This is a genomic window from Acinetobacter sp. YH01024 (genome assembly GCF_013420195.1).
Taxonomy (GTDB): domain Bacteria; phylum Pseudomonadota; class Gammaproteobacteria; order Pseudomonadales; family Moraxellaceae; genus Acinetobacter; species Acinetobacter amyesii.
In genome coordinates this window covers 67,135-84,202 of sequence record NZ_VOYQ01000001.1, presented here as the reverse complement: position 1 = coordinate 84,202, position 17,068 = coordinate 67,135, and the positions used below count along the sequence as shown (strand labels likewise).

Here is a 17,068-nt window from a genome sequence, read left to right as displayed (position 1 = left end):
CGACGACGAGGGTGATTGAGATATGAGTAAAAACCACGTTACAGAGCGTGATATTCGCCTGCCGCAGTTTAAAGACGCAAAACTTGAAGATCTTGAATTTGATGCTTCAGGTGAAGTGGTGCGTAAAGATCGCTTCGAAAAGTCAATGCGAAAAATCTCAGGCATGCTTCATGGGGTGAATGGATTGTCTCCAAGAGATGGTTGGACGTGCGAGCAAGTTGTTGAAGCTGTCAAGATTGTTTTAGAGCGAGGCAACAGTGACCAGCATCTCACTCGCTGAATACCGTAAACAATATGCGCCCAAGACTAAACCCAAGTCAGTGCGCAGCAAATTTAACTCACAGCGCATTGAAAAGGATGGAATGAAGTTTGATAGCGTCAAAGAGTACAAGCGCTATATCGAGCTTACAGCGCGAATGCAGAGGGGTGAAATTTCAGAGTTACGGTGTCAGGTCAAATTTGTTTTGGCACCTAAGGTGAAATTGGAAGGCGAGAAAAGGGCAAAACCTGAATTGAGGTATTACGCGGATTTCACATACATCGAAAACGGGAAATTCATTGTTGAGGATGTGAAGTCGCCGGGAACGAGAAATTTACCGAGTTATCGCAATAAGAAACACTTGATGAAAACAGTACACGATATCGATATTAGAGAAGTTTGAGGGATTGGGATGAATGCAATGGTGAATTTAATGGATTGGTCGAAACGCTCAGCTCACCAATGGCTTGAGCAGTATGGATTGTGGGTACGCTCAGTAAAACCAAATCACATAAGCACTCCATTGGCGGTGCTAATTGACAAAAATGATAAATCTAAAACACGGTCAAGCAAGGTATCTGTAACGTGTGAAATTTCAGATTTTGAAGCGGTAGAGGTAAGTAAATTACTAGCGGCGATGCATCACGATAGTCGTGAGTATTTAGCTGAAAGAGCTTGGTTTTTAATATTAAATTACGAAATGGATTGGTCATACGGAAGTATTGCAGGGGCACATAGTTGTAGCAAAGCAACAGTCAGATCAACAATAGATAAAGGCCTTGCTTATTTGGATGGAAAAATAGAAGCATTGGCAGACTTGACAGTGCAGCACACTTAGTTTAAATTTGTGTTATAAGTGGTCGAAGTGTTAGTTAAGCACTTGATCTGAAAGAGGCTCACCAAACGGTGGGCTTTTTTTGTACAAAAAATTTGTTATAATTTACCTAAGCTGGCAACCAGCGTTGCGGGTCAGTTTAGCAAGTTTATCTTGTGACACTCCCGACTTAGGAAGCGTTGCACATTGGAGCTCATCAATTGATGGGCTTTTTTGTTGCCTGTGAAAAGCCAATTCATAGAACATGCCTTCGAGAAACTTCCCGAATGAGGATTGAACTAGGGCTTGGCAACCCGACCTTAAAGAGAATGAAAGCAAGTAAAGCAGACCGTGCATGTTAGGTGTGTGTGATTGTGAGTAGCGGTAGATCAGTTGCCGAGCTGGTCAATATCGTAATCTAAGGCAAGGGCGTGGCGAATTGCCACACCCTTTTTAATGCCCTGAGAAATGTTTTTTGTGTAAGCAAATATCAAGGCAACTATTGACGGCCCTTTTATTCGTAGTGGTTTAAATTGAATGCCGTCACCCATTAAAAAAGGCGCCTAAGCGCCTTTTTATTATTGAATAGTATCAGGGCACTTGCCAAATGGATAACGGGCAGTCCAAAGTCTTTGAGTTTCTACGTCTTTATAACCCCCATTCGGGCCTAGTCGCTCTCGTTTATAAACGCATTCAATTTGGTATTTGCCAATATTTGATTGGTAAAGATACCATGCACTCCATGGGTTAGGATTTGGTCCTGTAGTGAAGCCAGCATGGGCAAGAGCGGTGACGCCAGCAAAACTTAACATGGCAAGTAATTTTTTCATATTTAATCCTTATGGTAGTTCTTGAAAATCCCAAATTTAGAAAATTAGTATCATGATTGGGGTGTATTAATTTTAAGCATTTTTAGATACTTAAAGTTAATGGCAAAAAAGAACATATAAATTTTCTTTGTAAAATAATATTGCATATATCACGTAATAGGTGGATATGTTTCGTTGTGACGGTCTTCCTTTGAGCGTACCAACTAGTTCTGGAGCCCCATTATTTAATGGGGTTTTTCTTTTCTTATTTGGTGGTACCTATGACAGACAAAGTACAGGCAAAACACGACTTAGAATTTTGCAGTGCTGAGCTGTCGAAATATCAGAATCTGAGTCGCACTGGTTTGACGCGAAATGAGATGCTGGCAATTGATGGAATCATGATTAAGCTGAAAGAGCGGATTAAGAATTTGCGTGAAGCTTTATATGCGTAGCCCAAAACGACTCGCTGAAATCAGAAAACTGCCATGTGTGCGGTGTGGCAATCCAAACTCACAAGCGGCCCACAGTAATTCAGCGAAGCATGGTAAGGGTAGATCAATCAAAAGTTCTGACCAGTTCACAATTCCCCTTTGTTTTAAATGCCATGCCGCGTTTGATCGGTTTGAATTAGGCAATCGGGCAGAAAGTGAAGCCATGTTTGAGAAGTGGTTGGTTAAAACCGAGTTAATGATGCGAAAAGGTGGTGAGGTGTTTTGATGGACTTAAGAAAATTAATTGCGAACATCTTGATTATTCCGTTGCTACCAGTTGGCATGGTGGTGGTTATTTATCAGCTTTTAACTTGCAAGCATGAGTACGAGAAAATCAAAACAGTTCATGGTGATCAAATTATAGCAATGGGCTGGACGCGCAGTATTTGGGTATGCAAGAAGTGTAAACATGAATATTGGTCTGGTGATTTGGATAAAATGACAAAAAGATAATAGGAGTAGGAAATGCAAAAAGCCGTGTTTCCCATCCAGTCACATGCCGACATCACCAAAGCCATTAACTTCATGCATACCAATTACACTCAAGCGATTAATGAGGGTAAGCCGTTAAGGGTGGTGATTGATCAGAAACAGGATGACAGATCCACTGCACAGAATCGCTTGTATTGGATGTGGCTTGGCCATATAGAGAAAAAGACTGGTCAGGATAAAGACTCACTGCATTACGAGTTTAAGAAAAAGTTCTTGATTTATATCTATCGTCGTGATGATCAAGAGTTTTCTGAGACCTGCAATGCGATTGCAATGCTTAAGCAGAATGAGTGTGAAGAATACCGGGTGATTGCAGAGCAGGTGATAAGACTTTGCAGTACAACCAAATTAAGCGTTAAGCAGATGACCGAGTATTTGAATTATGTGCATGACTTTGCTGTGACTCAGTTGAATGTGCATTTAACTGTGCCGGATGATTTGAAGTGGTGTTATGAGGATTGACTCTTGTGTAAATATTCTTCATCTTAAGGTTCTAATTCAAATGAAACTTTAAGAGAAAAATATGAGCGAAGAGCGTAAACCTAAATATCAAATCGGGGATATTGTTAAATTGAATGCTGGCGGGCCAGAAATGTCCGTCAAGCAACTCGATCCTGGGCATTTGCCATCCTCTAATGTTTTTCGTGGAGGTTACCGCTGCCAGTGGTTTGCAGGTAAAAAATTAGATCACGGTGATTTTCCTGAGGATAGTCTTGTTTTAGTGCGTAAACAGGGTGCTTCAAGTGAACCTTGATCAAGTGATTCAATGGATGCTTAATGCTCTTGAGAAGGATGGTTGTCTTTATCAGGAGGATGTAGTCGATTACTTGGTTAAAAACGATTTGATGGATCTTCTGAAAGAGAATCCCGACGGTAATTTGGTTTTAAAGTTAAGTGTAAATAGTGCATTTAAAAAGAAAACTGAAGACGATGTTGTGTGGGTTAAGCCTGATCGATATTGGCGTTATAGAGTTCCTGAGGATGAGCCTGGTCGAGAGGCTAGGGGTTAAAAATAGAGCTGCCGCCAGGTGGCTTTTTTAATGGCTGAAGATTATGAAAAGACCATACCCGCCAATCCAAGATAATCAAAATACAGATGTTGAAGATGACGAATTTATTGAAACTGGTGGTCTACTTCACTTCGAGCCTGCAAACAATGATTTATGGCCGTGGATTAGAGAGACCTTTCTTGAGTCATGGGGGAAACTCCACAATCCAGACCATGAGCACCTATTAAGCTTTCAGCCTCCTGAAATCTCATTCCTTTGGGCCTACACGAAATGCGAAGCAAAAGACCGTCGTGTATTGGGTCAGACTGAGCGAGTGATGATTAATGTAGGTGGTTGGCGTAAAGACCGGCAAGAACTTCAATTGATCGACTGGTTTGGTGATGTGCCTAAATACATCATCACGCTAGATGCGCGTGTATGTCAGATCATGAGCGATACGGATTTTTGCGCATTGGTAGAGCATGAGCTTTATCACATTGGGCATAAGTGGAATGCCAAGGCTGAGATGTTTGAATACAACTCAATGGGTGAACCTAGATTGTTCTTACGTGGTCACGATGTCGAAGAGTTCCATGGAGTCGTCCAGCGTTACGGTGCATCTGAGTCAGTTCAAAAAATGATAGACCTTGCAAACAATGGCCCAACAATTTCCAAGGCAAATATTGCACATGCATGTGGTACGTGTTTATTGAAGCTGGCTTGATCTTTAACCTTTTAGCAGGACGTAGCATGACACAGGGGTAGGTATGGCGGCACTTAAAGAGCCTGTAAAAATCTTTATAGTTCAGTCTCTTGCTTGCTTTGAAACCCCTCAACAGGTAGCGGATGCTGTCAAGCAAAGATTCGGCATCGAAATTGAAAGGCAGCAATGTGAAAACTATGATCCAACAAAATACTCTGGCCGTAATCTAAGTAAGAAATTAAAAGACCTTTTTGAAAAAACTCGAAAGGATTTTAAGGCAAATATCGAAGACATTCCGATTGCCAACAAAGCCTTCCATTTTAAAGAACTCCAAAAAATGTATGACGATTGGGGTAAGAACAAGGTCATGCGGCAGAACGTGCTTAAACAGGCGCAAGGGCTGCTTCAGTCAGGTAAAAGTGCTGGTCCAAGTGGTTTATCTGAAAAAGAGCAAATTGAAATTGAAATGAAGCGTTTAGAGCTTGAGAAACTTCAAAAAGAAGTAAGACCTCCTGAATCACGACCTCCTGAGGAAGATTACAAAATCAGCCTAAACCCTGATGAGGAAATTCCACATGAGCCAATTCTTTGAGCCCCCAGAGGGCGCAGTACAACTTACACCGAAACAGGCCAATATCTACCTATGGGGCTGGCAGAAAGAAGCGCGCTTTCGTGATGCTGTATGTGGTCGACGTTTTGGTAAAACCTTTTTGGCAAAAGCTGAAATGCGACGAGCTGCACGACTGGCTGCTAAGTGGAATGTGTCGGTCGAGGATGAGATCTGGTATGCAGCACCAACATTCAAGCAGGCAAAGCGTGTCTTTTGGAAACGATTAAAACAAGCGATTCCACCATCATGGCGAGCAGGAAAACCAAACGAAACTGAATGTACGATCACGCTAAAAAGTGGTCATGTCATGCGTGTGGTTGGTCTGGATAACTATGATGACCTTCGTGGATCTGGTTTGTTCTTTTTGATTATTGACGAATGGGCAGACTGTAAGTGGGCCGCATGGGAAGAAGTACTGCGCCCAATGCTTTCAACCTGTAAGTATATTGTGCATGGTGAACAGCGTGTCGGTGGTCATGTCTTAAGGATTGGTACACCTAAAGGCTTTAACCATTGCTATGACACCTTCATGGATGGTCAGCCTGGACATGAGCCTGATTGCCGAAGCTTTTCCTATACCTCATTACAAGGTGGGAATATTCCTGAATCGGAAATCATTGTTGCTAAACGTAAGATGGATCCAAAGACATTCAGTCAGGAATATGAAGCCAGCTTTGAAAGTTATCAGGGCGTTATTTATTACTGCTTTAACCGGGTGCTCAATAGCTCAAATGAAACAGTTCAGGATGACGACACACTTCACATAGGTATGGACTTCAACGTCACCAAAATGGCTGCTGTGGTTTATGTACGTCGTGGTGAAACCATGCATGCGGTAGATGAATTTGTGAATCTGTTTGATACGCCAGCAATGATTGAGGCGATCAAAGAGCGTTATCCAAAACATGAAATCGGGATTTATCCTGATGCTTCTGGGGAAAATCGCAAATCAAATAATGCAAGTGATACAGATTTAGCACTACTGCGAAAAGCAGGGTTTAAAGTATTTGTTAATTCAAGAAACCCAGCTGTAAAAGATCGCATTAACTCTATGAATGGAATGCTTTGCAATACGTTCAGTGAGCGCCGGTTATTTGTGAATGCTTCTAAGTGTCCACACTTTGCTAAATGCCAAGAGCGTCAAATCTATGATGAAAATGGACAGCCGGATAAAAAATCAGGCTTTGACCATATGAACGATGCAGGAACATACCCGATTGCATACTTGTTCCCAATCAATGAGCAAGTGAAGAGCATCGATATACCAATGTTTGGATTCTAATATGAGCATTACTGCAACACATGCCGACTATGATAAACACATTGCGACTTGGAATAAGTTGGATGATGTTTGTGGTGGTCAGGAAGTTATTAAGGCAGCAAAAGAGAAGTACCTGCCTAAGCCATCTCTGTTTAATTCAAAGAATGATCCAGATGGCTCAAATCGCTATAACGAATATTTGATGCGTGCAATCTTTCCTGGTGTGACAAGCCGTACTTTGGCGAGCCATATTGGCTTGGCTTATGGCAAATCACCAGTATTCAACAAACCCGATGAATTGGAATATTTAGAGCGCAATGCTGATGGTGCGGGTCGATCTATTTATCAGAGTGCCCAACGTGCAACACGTTTAATTAACCGAAACTACCGCTGTGGTGTTTATGTTGATTTTCCAAATGTTGCGCCAAGTCGCAGTAAGGCAGAGGAAAAGTCTAAAGGTGCTTTTCCGATGATCCATATTCTTCAGGCTAGTTCAATTATTGATTGGGATTACATCATTATTGGTAACCAGAAAAAGCTAAGTTTTGTGAAGCTGCTTGAGACGGTAAAAACCCGGAATGGATTTAAGGTTGAATCCAGCGATCAGTATCGAATTTTGGCGCTTGAAGAAGTTGGTAGTGGCTTTGTTTATACAGTTCAAATTTTCACTAAAAATGAAAAAGGCGAATGGGTAGAAGGAGAGAAGTACATTCCAACTGATTACCATGGTCAGCCTTGGGATTATATTCCTTTCACATTCTGCGGTGCAGTAGATAACTCAGATGAAATTGGTACAGCACCACTGTATGAGTTGGCAACAATGGAGTTGTCTTATTACACCAGTACTGCTGATGTTGAAGAGTCGGCATTTATTGTTGGTCAGCCTACTTTATGCTTCCCGAATATTACGCCAGAACAGTACGCCATGGTAAAGGAGTCAGGAGCCAGTGTAGGTAGTCGCTCTGGTATTCCTACGGATGCAAAGATGGTCCAAGCGGAAAAAAATGGACTGGCTTATGAGCGTATGAATGATAAATGGGACCAAATGAAAGAGCTTGGCGCTCGATTAATTGAAGTTGGATCCGCTAATAAAACAGCGACTCAGGCAGACAATGACAGCTCAGTTCAACATTCAGTTTTGTCACTCGTTGTGGCGAATGTATCTGAAGCCTTTACCAATGCACTGCGCTGGTGTGCCAAATTTGTGATGCCTGAACATGATCTAAAAGTGGATGAGCTGAGCTTTACGATTGCTCAGGACTTCAATAAACCAAAATATGACCCAACACGCTCAAAATTGATTTACGAAGCTTGTCTTGCAGGTGAATTACCAATGTATGTCTGGTATCACTACGAGCAGACCGGTACTTTCCCAGAAGATAAATGGGAAGACATCGTTAAGAAAATTGAAAAGCGTGAAGATGGTGGAATTGATTCACTAGATGATAAGGATTAAACATGAACATTTCAGCGCAGAAAGCCTTGGTTGATGCGCTGAGCCAACATTCAGCTTATCTCTACCGCGCATCATCTCAAGCAGTAAATGAACTTACAGCTCAGTTTAATAATCTTTCCAATAGCCAGTTAAACCGCTTAGTAGATATCTTAAACGAGCTGTCAGACTCAGAGCGAAATGCACTTAAAAGCCTAAACTTTTCGAGTAAGGCTAAATCAAGTAAAAACATTGAAGATATTAAGACCATTCTGAATGAGTGGTTCAAATCAATTGATGTGGACTTGTTTGAGCAGTTCGATAAATCAGCATTACAGTTGGCGGTTTATGAGGCTTCATATTCTGCGAAGTTAGTTGCTGGTACTGCTGCAGTTGTTAATGCTGATAAGATTTATAAAACCATTAAGAAAGCACCTTTTTCAGGTGGTGCTTTGGTTGATTATCTATTTGCAGATATTGCAGCAACACTACGAAAGAAAGTTGAAAGTGCAATTCGTGATGGTATTTCACAAGGGCAGACCAATCAGCAGATTGTGCAACGAATCAAGGGGCGGAAGGCTTTAGATTATAAAGATGGCTTACTTAAGTCGTCACGTGAATCAATTGAACGTCAAGTAAGAACAGCCCGCAGTCACATTAGTACTGCAACTTATATCGATACGTACAAGGCGCTTGGGTATGAGTATGTAAAAGTTGTAGCCACTTTGGATGGGCGCACTTGTAAGTACTGCGCATCAATCGACGGTGACGTATTTTCTATCGATGATCCATTGCGGCCAAGATTTCCAGTGCATCCAAATAACCGCACAACATATATGCCTTGCAATAAGGATGGTGAGATTGGTGGATTACGGCCTTTTGTTATGGATGAGCGTAAAGTCAAAGATATTCCCAAGGATGAGCGCAAACATCTTATTGGCCAGCTTGATGCAAATACATCATTTAAAGAGTTTTTCGAGCAGTCGGATGAGTTCTTTCAGCGCACTTGGCTGGGTAAATCTAAGTATGAGCTTTATAAAAAAGGTGAGTACAGCATTGATAAGTTTGCTGATCCGCTGAATAAGCGTGGTTATACGTTGGATGAGTTGAAGGTTTTAGATAAAAAAACCTTTGAATTGTTAGGTGTTTAAATATAATAGTCATCACTATTTTAACTAGGCAGATAACAACAATGAAGCTTTTCGCATTTCTATTTTGTGTAATTGTATCAAGCACCTCTTTTGCTTCAACTCAAAAAGACTTTGAACTTAAATATTACAAGTTAATGGAGCGATACGTTCAAACACAATCGGACAGAAATCAAGTGATTTCTACAGAGGCAAAGAATGAGCAAGAGGATCTAGCTAGGTCCAATAAACTTAAAGCTCTAGATTGCAAAGGTTGGAAAGAGAATATTGAACTTTATGATTTTGTCTTAAGTAGATTTAAGGAGTATGAGGGAGCTTCAGAAGGTGTCCGAGCAATGGGATACACCAAAGAAAGCCTGCAAGATGAGTCTGAATGGTTGCGTGAGCAATTAAACCAACCAGAGAACAAATGCAAATAATCCAAATCATGACCCGAAAGGGCTTTCTTTAGGTCATAAGGACATCTCAAAAGCAGTAACAGAAGTTTAACTTGCAGAAAACAAACTTTAGAAATTCGAAGGTTATTGCTTTTTTGCAATTACCCCAAAAACTAAATTCAAATAGAGCACCTCCCGAGGTGCTTTTTTTATGCCTGCTGAAAGCGGATGCGGACAGCGTAACGAGCGGATGCTCATTTTAGAAATAGGGTCGGATGACTTATGAAACTTAAAACAGTAACCGTGGATAACAAGACATATGCGGAAGTGAATGAACAGGGCTTACCAATCTATGTTCATGACGATGGCAAAGAAGTAGCACATGATGCAGCCCAAACCGTAGCAACCATTTCGCGTTTGAATGGTGAAGCTAAAACAAACCGTGAACGCTATGAAAAGGCTGAATCCACGCTTAAAGCATTCGAAGGCATTGAAGATCCAGCAGCTGCTAAAAAAGCGTTAGAAACTTTGAAAAACTTCGACGATAAAAAACTGGTGGATGCTGGTGAAGTCGAAAAAATCAAACTCGAAGCAATTAAAGCCGTTGAAGATAAATATGCACCAATTGTTCAAGAGCGTGATGCCTTCCAAACCCAACTGCATAACGAACTTATTGGAGGTGGTTTTGCTCGTTCTAAGTTCATTCAAGACAACATCGCTGTACCGGTAGACATGATTCAAGCCACGTTTGGTAAAAACTTCCAGATCGAAAATGGCAAGGTCGTGGCAGTTGGTGCTGATGGTCAAAAAATCTATTCACGCACTCGCCCGGGTGAAATCGCAGACTTTGATGAAGCCCTAGAAACCTTGGTTGGTGGATACCAGCACAAGGATTCAATTCTAAAAGGTTCTCAAGCTGGTGGTGCGGGTTTTCAGGGTGGTGATGGAAACAAATCGGGCCCTAAATCTTTGGCTGAATGCAAAACCAAAGAAGAAAAGATTGCTTACATGAAGCAAGTGGGCGAAAAAGCATAAATTAATTTAAGGAGAGGCATATGCCTTTTGATTTACAGGTATTTAACAAGCAAACCTATGCCGCAATGACAGAAACGGTGGCACAGGACATTAATAAATTCAACGAAGCATCACAGGGCGCAATCCAATTGATCAATGAGCCTTTCGGTGGTGATTTCAACATTGAAGCATCGTTCAAGGCAATTGCTGGTATTGTGCGTCGTCGTAATGCGTATGGTACTGGCACAGTTACTGCAAAACGTTTAGAACAATTACTTGATGTAGCTGTAAAAGTCGCAGCAGGCACACCACCCATTGAATATGAAAAACAGCAGTATTCTTGGATTCTTCAAAACCCTGAACTTGCAGCTCTAACTATTGGTGAGCAGCTGGCTAAGGCGCGTCTTGCGGATATGCTGAATGCGGGTATTTTGGGGGCATCTTCTGCGATTTCAGGTAATCTCAATGCGGTACATGGTGATGGTACTGATGCAGCATCTTTCCGCTTGCTAAACAAAGGTGCGGCAAAACTCGGTGACCGCTCAAGCGCAATTCGTGCTTGGATTGTTCACTCCACAACAATGCACAACCTGTTTGACAATGCTCTGGCCAACTCAGAAAACCTGTTCCGTTATGATGGTGTGAATGTGGTTCGTGATCCGTTTGGTCGTGTGTTTGTGGTGACCGATGCGCCAGCCTTAGTAGGTGATAATGCTGGCACTGCATTCTACAACTCGCTAGGCCTTGTTGAAGGTGCTGTTGTTGTGAATGACAACAATGACTTTAATGCTGAATTGGTGCCGGGCACTGGTGGAGAGAATATCAAGTACACCTACCAAGCTGAGTGGACATTCGGTGCAGGTGTGAAAGGTTACGCATGGGATACCGCTACCGGTGGAAAATCTCCAACTGATGCAGCAATTGGCACTCCAACTAACTGGGATCTGATCGCATCAAGCGCGAAAGATACAGCTGGCGTCCTAATTAAGTCTGCTTAAATGAAGTGCCCCGAAAGGGGTTTTTCTTTGCCTGATTGGAAATAGAAAACATGAAAAAAGAATCTAATAAACGCCTATATTTCACGGATGACTTCTCTCCCGAAAATGTGGCAAAACTTCAAGGTGAAGGTTATATCCTCCGCAAAGCTAGTGCATATCACGAAGCTGATACTTTGGAACCGTGCTCAGAAGTGGCTGGTGATGTTCCTAAGGCTTATCTAGATCTGATTAAGCGCAATAATTCCAATATTGTCACCATTGAAGCAAAAGTTGGCATCACACCAGAACTTCAAGCCACGATTGATGAAGCAAAAGCCGAATGTGTAAAAGTTATTGCTGAAAATGTGGAGTTGAAAGAACAACTAGCCACAGCCCAAGGTGAATTCATTGCATTCAAAAATGATGTTGCTGCTATGCAGGCGCGTATTGATGAATTACAGCCACCTACCAAAAAGCCAACTGCTGCGGAATTGAAAGCAGCTAAAGCCGCAGAAGAGGCGGCTAAAGTAGAACAACCAAAGGAATAACCCATGAGCTTTATTACCCAAGAACAGGCTGAGCAGATTATGGGGGCAGATTTTGCACCAGCTGGTGATAAAGCTCGCCTCATTAAATTAGCCAACACATGGATGCGAAACGAAGTCGGATTTGTTCCTGATCCAATTGAGCCAATCCTGATTGATGCCGCATGTGAAATTATTAAAGGCATTCAAGCTGGTGTGATTTACGCGGGCATTGCTCGCCAAACTACCAGTGAAAGCGTAAAAGCAGACACAGTGCAGGTCACCGAAAGTTTTGCCGAGGGTAGTGTTGAGGTATCTGAGTTCGAGCAAATTGCACGGGCTTACATTGCGTCATTGGATTTAAAGCCTAAAGGCTTCGGGTTTGAGGTGTTTCGAGCATGATTAACACCGACTATGTGCCTGAATGGTATATCACGCCTTTTGAGCATTCGAAGTACACACTTGCTCGTAATCAGATGCATATGGATCTTCTATTTGATGACATGAATGATTCGGATGAATTTCTATCTCTTGGCTGTCCTGCGCAAGTCGATTATTACGATGACGGCAGGCACTGCATTGTTCAGCTCGGGGAAACGCAAGATAAATCACTGATTATTGTTCATGGTTTACTGTTGCATGAAGCTGTGCATATTTGGCAGCGTACAAAACACCTAATGGGTGAAAAAGAGCCAAGCATTGAATTTGAAGCATATTCAATACAACGAATAGCTCAAGACTTATTTGCTATGTACGAAGAGAGCGAAAGTCATGATCAAAAACAAAATTCAGTCTAAAGTGGCTGCGGCATTTAATAAAAAGTTAGCTGATGCTGTGGATTCATTCACGTGTGAAAAGATAATTTACTCTGGTGAAATGGATTTCGAGACGCAGACTTACCCAGTCATTGGTGATGAATCTTATTCTGGTCGTGGCGTGCTATTTGGTTCTTATTTGAAAGATATGGTCAAGCCTATTGATTATCAGGTGACAGACTGTAAGGCTACGATACTTCAAAATGAAGTGCTGAAAGATAAGGTTAAGCAAAAGCCTCAGATTGGGGATGTATGGGTCACATCAAAAGGCCGCTTTAAAGTGGTAAATATTGGAGCTGATCCAACGGATAGTATTTGGGTTTGCCAGTTAAGAAAAGTGTCAAACTGAAGTTTTTTTTGGTATTTTAATTACTCAATTGTGAGTAATTAAAAATGAAAAAATTATTATTAGGTTTTGTTGGGGTTTGTTTAGCTACAAGTGCTTTTGCTTATGAAGAGCCACTACGTAAAACTAAATGTTTTTATGTTGTTAATAATAAACCACAAAGCATTCAGGCTTGTCATATCGGAGCGGCAGGTGGTGCCGGTGGTATTGAAAGAAGCTTTTCCATTAATCAAAACGAGTTTGTTTTAGAATGGTTTGACGCTGGGTTGCCTAGTGAGGTTTATCGGATTAGTAAGAATAACGGCAAGGCAATTAAAGCAACAAATTACTACAGGTCTGGTAAGACTTTGGCTGTTGTAAAAAATCCTGGGCTTACTGATTGGGAGTGTATTAAAGACAACAAGACTGTGACTCATTTTTGCTATAAGTAAACTTAAAATGATCCTTGCTTGTGGTTAATTTTAATGATTTCCACTAACATCCCTCTGAAATTTAGGGGGATTTATGATAGATATTTGCAAACTTTGTGGTCACAGGAAAGAGTTACAAAAATCACACGCCATAGGAAGGAGTGTATTTAATCGAGTTTTAAAGCCTGCTGCAAACAACTTAATGCTTCAGTTGTCCCCTAGGATGGATGAAATAAAATATTCAAGTGACCAGTGGGATACATATCAATTATGTAGTGATTGCGAACAGAAATTTAATAACAAATATGAAAATTATTCACTTAATGCTTTAAGAGGGAAATATCAAACTATCCCCAAATCTGTTTTAAAAAACGGAGTTCTCCTCAGTAATCTAGATAACCTTAGGGTTAAGCTTTATTTCCTTTCAATTATGTGGAGAGCAGCAGAATCTGAACATCCATCATATGCAGGTATCTCATTAAGGTCTGATGTGAGCGGTTATTTTCGTGAGTTATTTCTTAATGATAGAGCTGTTAGTGAGAAAATTTTTAATGTTCGCTTGCGCGTAGTGAGAGATGATGAAGGGTTGGTTGACTTAAAAGGATTGCAACAAATTATTGTCGCCCCCCACATGTATAAAACGCCAAATAATATAGTGTTTGAAATGTTGTTTGAAGGCTGGTTAGTTGAAATATATTTCAAAAAGCCAAATCACGCACTATTAAAACAAAGAGGGTTTTTAAATAATGAGACGTGCGGATATATTTCACCATATGTGGATTTTTCTGAAATTCCTTCCTTGATGCAATCCCTAGTTAAAGGTAAGCAATTAACCGAGCGCGGAAAGATCAAAATAAGGTAAATGAATTAGGTGGTGGTTTTACATTTAATGGGTGAAATATGACATGGAAAAACAAACCGAGTGATTTTACTGCACACATGCTCAAGAATGCTGACCAACATGTAAAAAATATCGTGGGTGAAACACTTCAGCAAGTCATTGTGCGTTCCCCTGTAATGGATGGTGAGTTCCGCGCATCGCACAAAGTCACTCTCGATTCCCCAGATAACTCATACCAAAAAAATTATGACGAATCAGGCTCAGAAACATTAAAACATGGTCTTAAAGTAGCAGCTTCAGCTAAGTTTGGTGGCCTGGTCTATATCCAAAGTAATAGTCCGCATGGCCTAGCTCTAGAAAACGGTCACTCTCAACAGGCTCCTAATGGTGTTTATGCACTTTCATTTCAGTATGTTTGTGAGAAATACAAATGATGACAAATACTCAAGCCTTGCGGGCAATCTTGGCACGTGTGGGTACATTCACTGGAATGCCTAAACCAAACATCCAATTAGCAAATAATCCGCTTGTTGATGGTAAACCTTTTGAGCCGCCTGCAAATGAGATATGGGCCAAGGTCACCGTTAAAAATGCGGGCAGTTTTATTTCAGAGATCGGATCTAAACCAAGTACACGCACTACCGGTATTGTTTATATCCAATTGTTTGCACCGTTAAATACAGGCACAGATTTGATATCTCAGATGGCTGACAAGTGGGCTGAACATATGCAGTTCCATAAAAAGGATGAGTTGGAGTTGCGTGAAGCTTCTATTATTGATGTAAGCACTTATGGTGAACTTTATTACCAGTACAACGTGAATATTTCGTACGTAGTGAACTAAACCCAAATTCTTATTTAGCCGTCCTTTTAGGGCGGTTTTTTTATGCCTAAATTCAGGAGACAACTATGTCAAAGGGCACTGATGTGGTAATCCACATTGCGAAAGAAGAAACACCTAATACTTTGCCTGCGGTGCCAGTGTGGCATACGTTGCGTCGAAATTCAGACTCACTCAAAAAGACGGTATCAATGACACAATCTGATGAGATTGTAGATTCGCGTTTTGAGCAAGGTTCTGTGGCAAGTTCAGCTGAAGCAACTGGTAGTATTGACTTTGAATTATCAGCCTTAAGCCAAGATATGTTTTTTGAAGGTGTTGCTGGTAATTTATTTGTTGACTCAGGCACACCAAGTGTTTCTACTTTGGAAATTGGTGGTGACACACTACCAACATACACAATTGTTAAGCACGACAAAAAAGTCGGGTTTATTCAAGTTTTCACGGGTTGTCGAATTGGTGAGCTGACCATTCAAGGCGACACAGAAGGGAAAATCACAGGCACAGCTTCAATTAGTGCAACCGGCTATAGCAATCCAACAGCAACACCAGTAGTAAATCCTGTTGCAGCCACAGATACTCCATTTATGTCATCAATCAACGTGAATGAGTTTAAAATTAGTGGTGTGTCCACAGTTGGAACGGCTTGTGCCGAGTCCTTCACAATTACTATCAATAACAATCTTACTGCTAAGCCATGCCTAGGAAACGGCAGCTTGATTCCAAACCGTTACACAGAAGGTAATGTCACTATTACCATGAATGTAACACTAGCTCTTACAACCACATCAAAAGAATGGATTCCATTTGTTGAATCTCGTGAAACCATGACAGCTGAAATTGGCATGGAAGATTCAAAAGGTAATGCATACGGCTTCAATTTTACCAAGCTGGAGCTTGATAACGAAGGGCTTTCAGATACCAATAAAAATGATGATCACACTATGGCGATGGAATTCCGTCATGTGAAAGAAGCGCCAACGATTACACGAACAACAGCATAACAATGGCCCCGTAAGGGGCTTCTATTTTGGAAAAAGAAAATGACCTTAGTTGTGGAAATTGAAAAAAGCAAAGAAACATCTCTTTGGAAAGAATACAAAGGTGCTGAAGGTAACGTATTAGCTCGCTTCAAGATTCGTGGTGAGGCATATAAACCATATCGTGTTGCATTAGAGCGTGCACAAAATCAAGTTGCATCAAAAGGCTACGTCGTATCAACAGCCAGTGGTGAAGATAAGCTTTATCATGAATTATTACTTGAAGCTGCTGCCTGCCACCTTATTGAAGACTGGGATGGTGTATCTTTCCGTGAAAATGGCAAAGAAACTGAACAGCCTTATACACCTGAAAATGCCACTAAATTATTAAACATGGGTGATATAGGTGTGGCAATTTGGGTCTTTGTAAAAGCGCATGCTGAAAAGATCCAATTGGAAGCGGATGCGGTTAAAGCTGATACTTTGGGAAAGTCACAAAGCTCTACGAATGGCATGCAGGAGACGGTGGACTAACGGAGTTTCAAAAGAAGATCCGTGAAAAGCAAGGGCGCAAGCTAGATGATGCGCCTGAGTTTAGTTATACAGCCCACGCTATTTTGAGTGCATTCAATGTGATTGCACGAGGGCGTTCATATCATCCTGTGACTATGCCGCTAGATGGTAGCCATATCAATGCGTATCTTGAGTTGTATGAAGCACCATGTGAGCTACATATCTTTGTTGAGTGTGTCTTTGCTTTGGATAATTTGTTTTTGGATGGAGTGAGGGAGAAATCAACGTGAGTTGGTTTCTTTTGTTGATAAATAGCCAGTTTGATGATGCTTCGCGACAACATTTAACGCACTTGTTGGGTCACAAATATTGACAAAGAGTAATCTGTAGCGTATTGACCCATTATGCGTTATCGCATA

General features: G+C 41.2%; 29 protein-coding genes. 27 read left to right on the top strand and 2 right to left on the bottom strand.

Annotated elements, in window-relative coordinates; translation table 11 throughout:
• Positions 1 to 22 precede the first annotated feature (22 nt).
• The 3 genes from FTT88_RS00505 to FTT88_RS00495 are packed head-to-tail and all read left to right on the top strand — an operon-like array spanning position 23 to position 1,097.
• Entirely contained in the window at positions 23 to 280 is a 258-nt protein-coding gene (locus FTT88_RS00505; RefSeq protein WP_180004861.1) for a hypothetical protein, read from the top strand.
• Complete coding sequence (locus FTT88_RS00500; protein ID WP_180173595.1) at positions 258 to 662, top strand: DUF1064 domain-containing protein; 405 nt, start codon at positions 258 to 260, stop codon at positions 660 to 662. Before FTT88_RS00505 ends, FTT88_RS00500 begins: the two co-directional genes overlap by 23 nt.
• Before the next feature lie 9 nt (positions 663 to 671).
• Positions 672 to 1,097 (top strand): antitermination protein, encoded by a 426-nt coding sequence (locus tag FTT88_RS00495; protein WP_180173594.1) that lies wholly within the window; start codon positions 672 to 674, stop codon positions 1,095 to 1,097.
• Between the two features lie 365 nt (positions 1,098 to 1,462).
• Here FTT88_RS00495 and FTT88_RS00490 read toward each other — a convergent pair whose 3' ends face one another.
• Both FTT88_RS00490 and FTT88_RS00485 read right to left on the bottom strand, forming a co-directional pair.
• The gene (locus tag FTT88_RS00490; protein ID WP_180173593.1) at positions 1,463 to 1,624 is read right to left on the bottom strand and encodes a hypothetical protein; all 162 of its coding nucleotides are present in this window, start codon (positions 1,622 to 1,624) and stop codon (positions 1,463 to 1,465) included.
• 27 nt (positions 1,625 to 1,651) lie between these two features.
• Positions 1,652 to 1,903, bottom strand: a complete 252-nt coding sequence (locus FTT88_RS00485; RefSeq protein WP_180173592.1) for a hypothetical protein — start codon at positions 1,901 to 1,903, stop codon at positions 1,652 to 1,654.
• A gap of 260 nt (positions 1,904 to 2,163) precedes the next feature.
• Between FTT88_RS00485 and FTT88_RS00480 the strand changes: the two genes are divergently transcribed.
• From FTT88_RS00480 to FTT88_RS00370, 24 genes are all read left to right on the top strand, one after another.
• Entirely contained in the window at positions 2,164 to 2,337 is a 174-nt protein-coding gene (locus FTT88_RS00480; RefSeq protein WP_171406580.1) for a hypothetical protein, read from the top strand.
• Positions 2,330 to 2,602, top strand: coding sequence for a hypothetical protein (locus tag FTT88_RS17215; protein WP_257232997.1), 273 nt, complete (start codon positions 2,330 to 2,332; stop codon positions 2,600 to 2,602). The genes FTT88_RS00480 and FTT88_RS17215 overlap by 8 nt, the downstream gene beginning before the upstream one ends.
• The gene (locus FTT88_RS00475) at positions 2,602 to 2,829 is read left to right on the top strand and encodes a hypothetical protein (protein ID WP_180173591.1); all 228 of its coding nucleotides are present in this window, start codon (positions 2,602 to 2,604) and stop codon (positions 2,827 to 2,829) included. Before FTT88_RS17215 ends, FTT88_RS00475 begins: the two co-directional genes overlap by 1 nt.
• 12 nt (positions 2,830 to 2,841) lie before the next feature.
• The gene (locus FTT88_RS00470; RefSeq protein ID WP_180173590.1) at positions 2,842 to 3,330 is read left to right on the top strand and encodes a recombination protein NinB; all 489 of its coding nucleotides are present in this window, start codon (positions 2,842 to 2,844) and stop codon (positions 3,328 to 3,330) included.
• Positions 3,331 to 3,391: 61 nt separating this feature from the next.
• On the top strand, positions 3,392 to 3,622 hold the full coding sequence (locus FTT88_RS00465; protein ID WP_180173589.1) for a YodC family protein: 231 nt from the start codon (positions 3,392 to 3,394) through the stop codon (positions 3,620 to 3,622).
• On the top strand, positions 3,612 to 3,878 hold the full coding sequence (locus tag FTT88_RS00460) for a hypothetical protein (RefSeq protein ID WP_180173588.1): 267 nt from the start codon (positions 3,612 to 3,614) through the stop codon (positions 3,876 to 3,878). The genes FTT88_RS00465 and FTT88_RS00460 overlap by 11 nt, the downstream gene beginning before the upstream one ends.
• Positions 3,879 to 3,921: 43 nt before the next feature.
• Entirely contained in the window at positions 3,922 to 4,581 is a 660-nt protein-coding gene (locus tag FTT88_RS00455; RefSeq protein ID WP_180173587.1) for a putative metallopeptidase, read from the top strand.
• A gap of 43 nt (positions 4,582 to 4,624) precedes the next feature.
• A complete protein-coding gene (locus tag FTT88_RS00450) occupies positions 4,625 to 5,152 on the top strand; it encodes a DUF2280 domain-containing protein (RefSeq protein WP_180173586.1) in 528 nt (175 codons plus the stop codon).
• Positions 5,136 to 6,452: a terminase gene (locus FTT88_RS00445; RefSeq protein ID WP_180173585.1), complete on the top strand. Its 1,317-nt coding sequence runs from the start codon at positions 5,136 to 5,138 to the stop codon at positions 6,450 to 6,452. Before FTT88_RS00450 ends, FTT88_RS00445 begins: the two co-directional genes overlap by 17 nt.
• A 1-nt stretch (position 6,453) precedes the next feature.
• On the top strand, positions 6,454 to 7,887 hold the full coding sequence (locus FTT88_RS00440; RefSeq protein WP_180173584.1) for a DUF4055 domain-containing protein: 1,434 nt from the start codon (positions 6,454 to 6,456) through the stop codon (positions 7,885 to 7,887).
• A gap of 2 nt (positions 7,888 to 7,889) precedes the next feature.
• Complete coding sequence (locus FTT88_RS00435; protein WP_180173583.1) at positions 7,890 to 9,014, top strand: minor capsid protein; 1,125 nt, start codon at positions 7,890 to 7,892, stop codon at positions 9,012 to 9,014.
• Positions 9,015 to 9,055: 41 nt separating this feature from the next.
• Positions 9,056 to 9,430 carry a hypothetical protein gene (locus FTT88_RS00430; RefSeq protein WP_078191933.1) on the top strand — a complete coding sequence of 125 codons (375 nt, stop codon included), beginning with the start codon at positions 9,056 to 9,058 and terminating at the stop codon, positions 9,428 to 9,430.
• Positions 9,431 to 9,670: 240 nt separating this feature from the next.
• Positions 9,671 to 10,423, top strand: coding sequence for a DUF6651 domain-containing protein (locus FTT88_RS00425; protein WP_180173582.1), 753 nt, complete (start codon positions 9,671 to 9,673; stop codon positions 10,421 to 10,423).
• 20 nt (positions 10,424 to 10,443) lie between these two features.
• A complete protein-coding gene (locus FTT88_RS00420; RefSeq protein ID WP_180173581.1) occupies positions 10,444 to 11,400 on the top strand; it encodes a major capsid protein in 957 nt (318 codons plus the stop codon).
• Positions 11,401 to 11,450: 50 nt separating this feature from the next.
• Complete coding sequence (locus FTT88_RS17210) at positions 11,451 to 11,927, top strand: hypothetical protein (protein WP_180118490.1); 477 nt, start codon at positions 11,451 to 11,453, stop codon at positions 11,925 to 11,927.
• Positions 11,928 to 11,930: 3 nt separating this feature from the next.
• Complete coding sequence (locus FTT88_RS00410) at positions 11,931 to 12,305, top strand: hypothetical protein (RefSeq protein ID WP_180118496.1); 375 nt, start codon at positions 11,931 to 11,933, stop codon at positions 12,303 to 12,305.
• Positions 12,302 to 12,700: a hypothetical protein gene (locus FTT88_RS00405; protein WP_180118494.1), complete on the top strand. Its 399-nt coding sequence runs from the start codon at positions 12,302 to 12,304 to the stop codon at positions 12,698 to 12,700. The genes FTT88_RS00410 and FTT88_RS00405 overlap by 4 nt, the downstream gene beginning before the upstream one ends.
• A complete protein-coding gene (locus tag FTT88_RS00400; RefSeq protein ID WP_218955718.1) occupies positions 12,675 to 13,067 on the top strand; it encodes a glutamate 5-kinase in 393 nt (130 codons plus the stop codon). Before FTT88_RS00405 ends, FTT88_RS00400 begins: the two co-directional genes overlap by 26 nt.
• 44 nt (positions 13,068 to 13,111) lie before the next feature.
• Positions 13,112 to 13,495: a hypothetical protein gene (locus FTT88_RS00395; RefSeq protein ID WP_180173580.1), complete on the top strand. Its 384-nt coding sequence runs from the start codon at positions 13,112 to 13,114 to the stop codon at positions 13,493 to 13,495.
• Positions 13,496 to 13,568: 73 nt separating this feature from the next.
• Entirely contained in the window at positions 13,569 to 14,336 is a 768-nt protein-coding gene (locus FTT88_RS00390) for a hypothetical protein (protein WP_180173579.1), read from the top strand.
• A 38-nt stretch (positions 14,337 to 14,374) separates the two neighbouring features.
• Positions 14,375 to 14,749, top strand: a complete 375-nt coding sequence (locus tag FTT88_RS00385) for a hypothetical protein (protein ID WP_180173578.1) — start codon at positions 14,375 to 14,377, stop codon at positions 14,747 to 14,749.
• Complete coding sequence (locus tag FTT88_RS00380; protein ID WP_180173577.1) at positions 14,746 to 15,159, top strand: phage tail terminator-like protein; 414 nt, start codon at positions 14,746 to 14,748, stop codon at positions 15,157 to 15,159. Before FTT88_RS00385 ends, FTT88_RS00380 begins: the two co-directional genes overlap by 4 nt.
• A 65-nt stretch (positions 15,160 to 15,224) precedes the next feature.
• Positions 15,225 to 16,160 carry a phage tail tube protein gene (locus FTT88_RS00375; RefSeq protein ID WP_180173576.1) on the top strand — a complete coding sequence of 312 codons (936 nt, stop codon included), beginning with the start codon at positions 15,225 to 15,227 and terminating at the stop codon, positions 16,158 to 16,160.
• A 39-nt stretch (positions 16,161 to 16,199) separates the two neighbouring features.
• Entirely contained in the window at positions 16,200 to 16,670 is a 471-nt protein-coding gene (locus tag FTT88_RS00370; RefSeq protein WP_180173575.1) for a hypothetical protein, read from the top strand.
• Positions 16,671 to 17,068 lie beyond the last annotated feature (398 nt).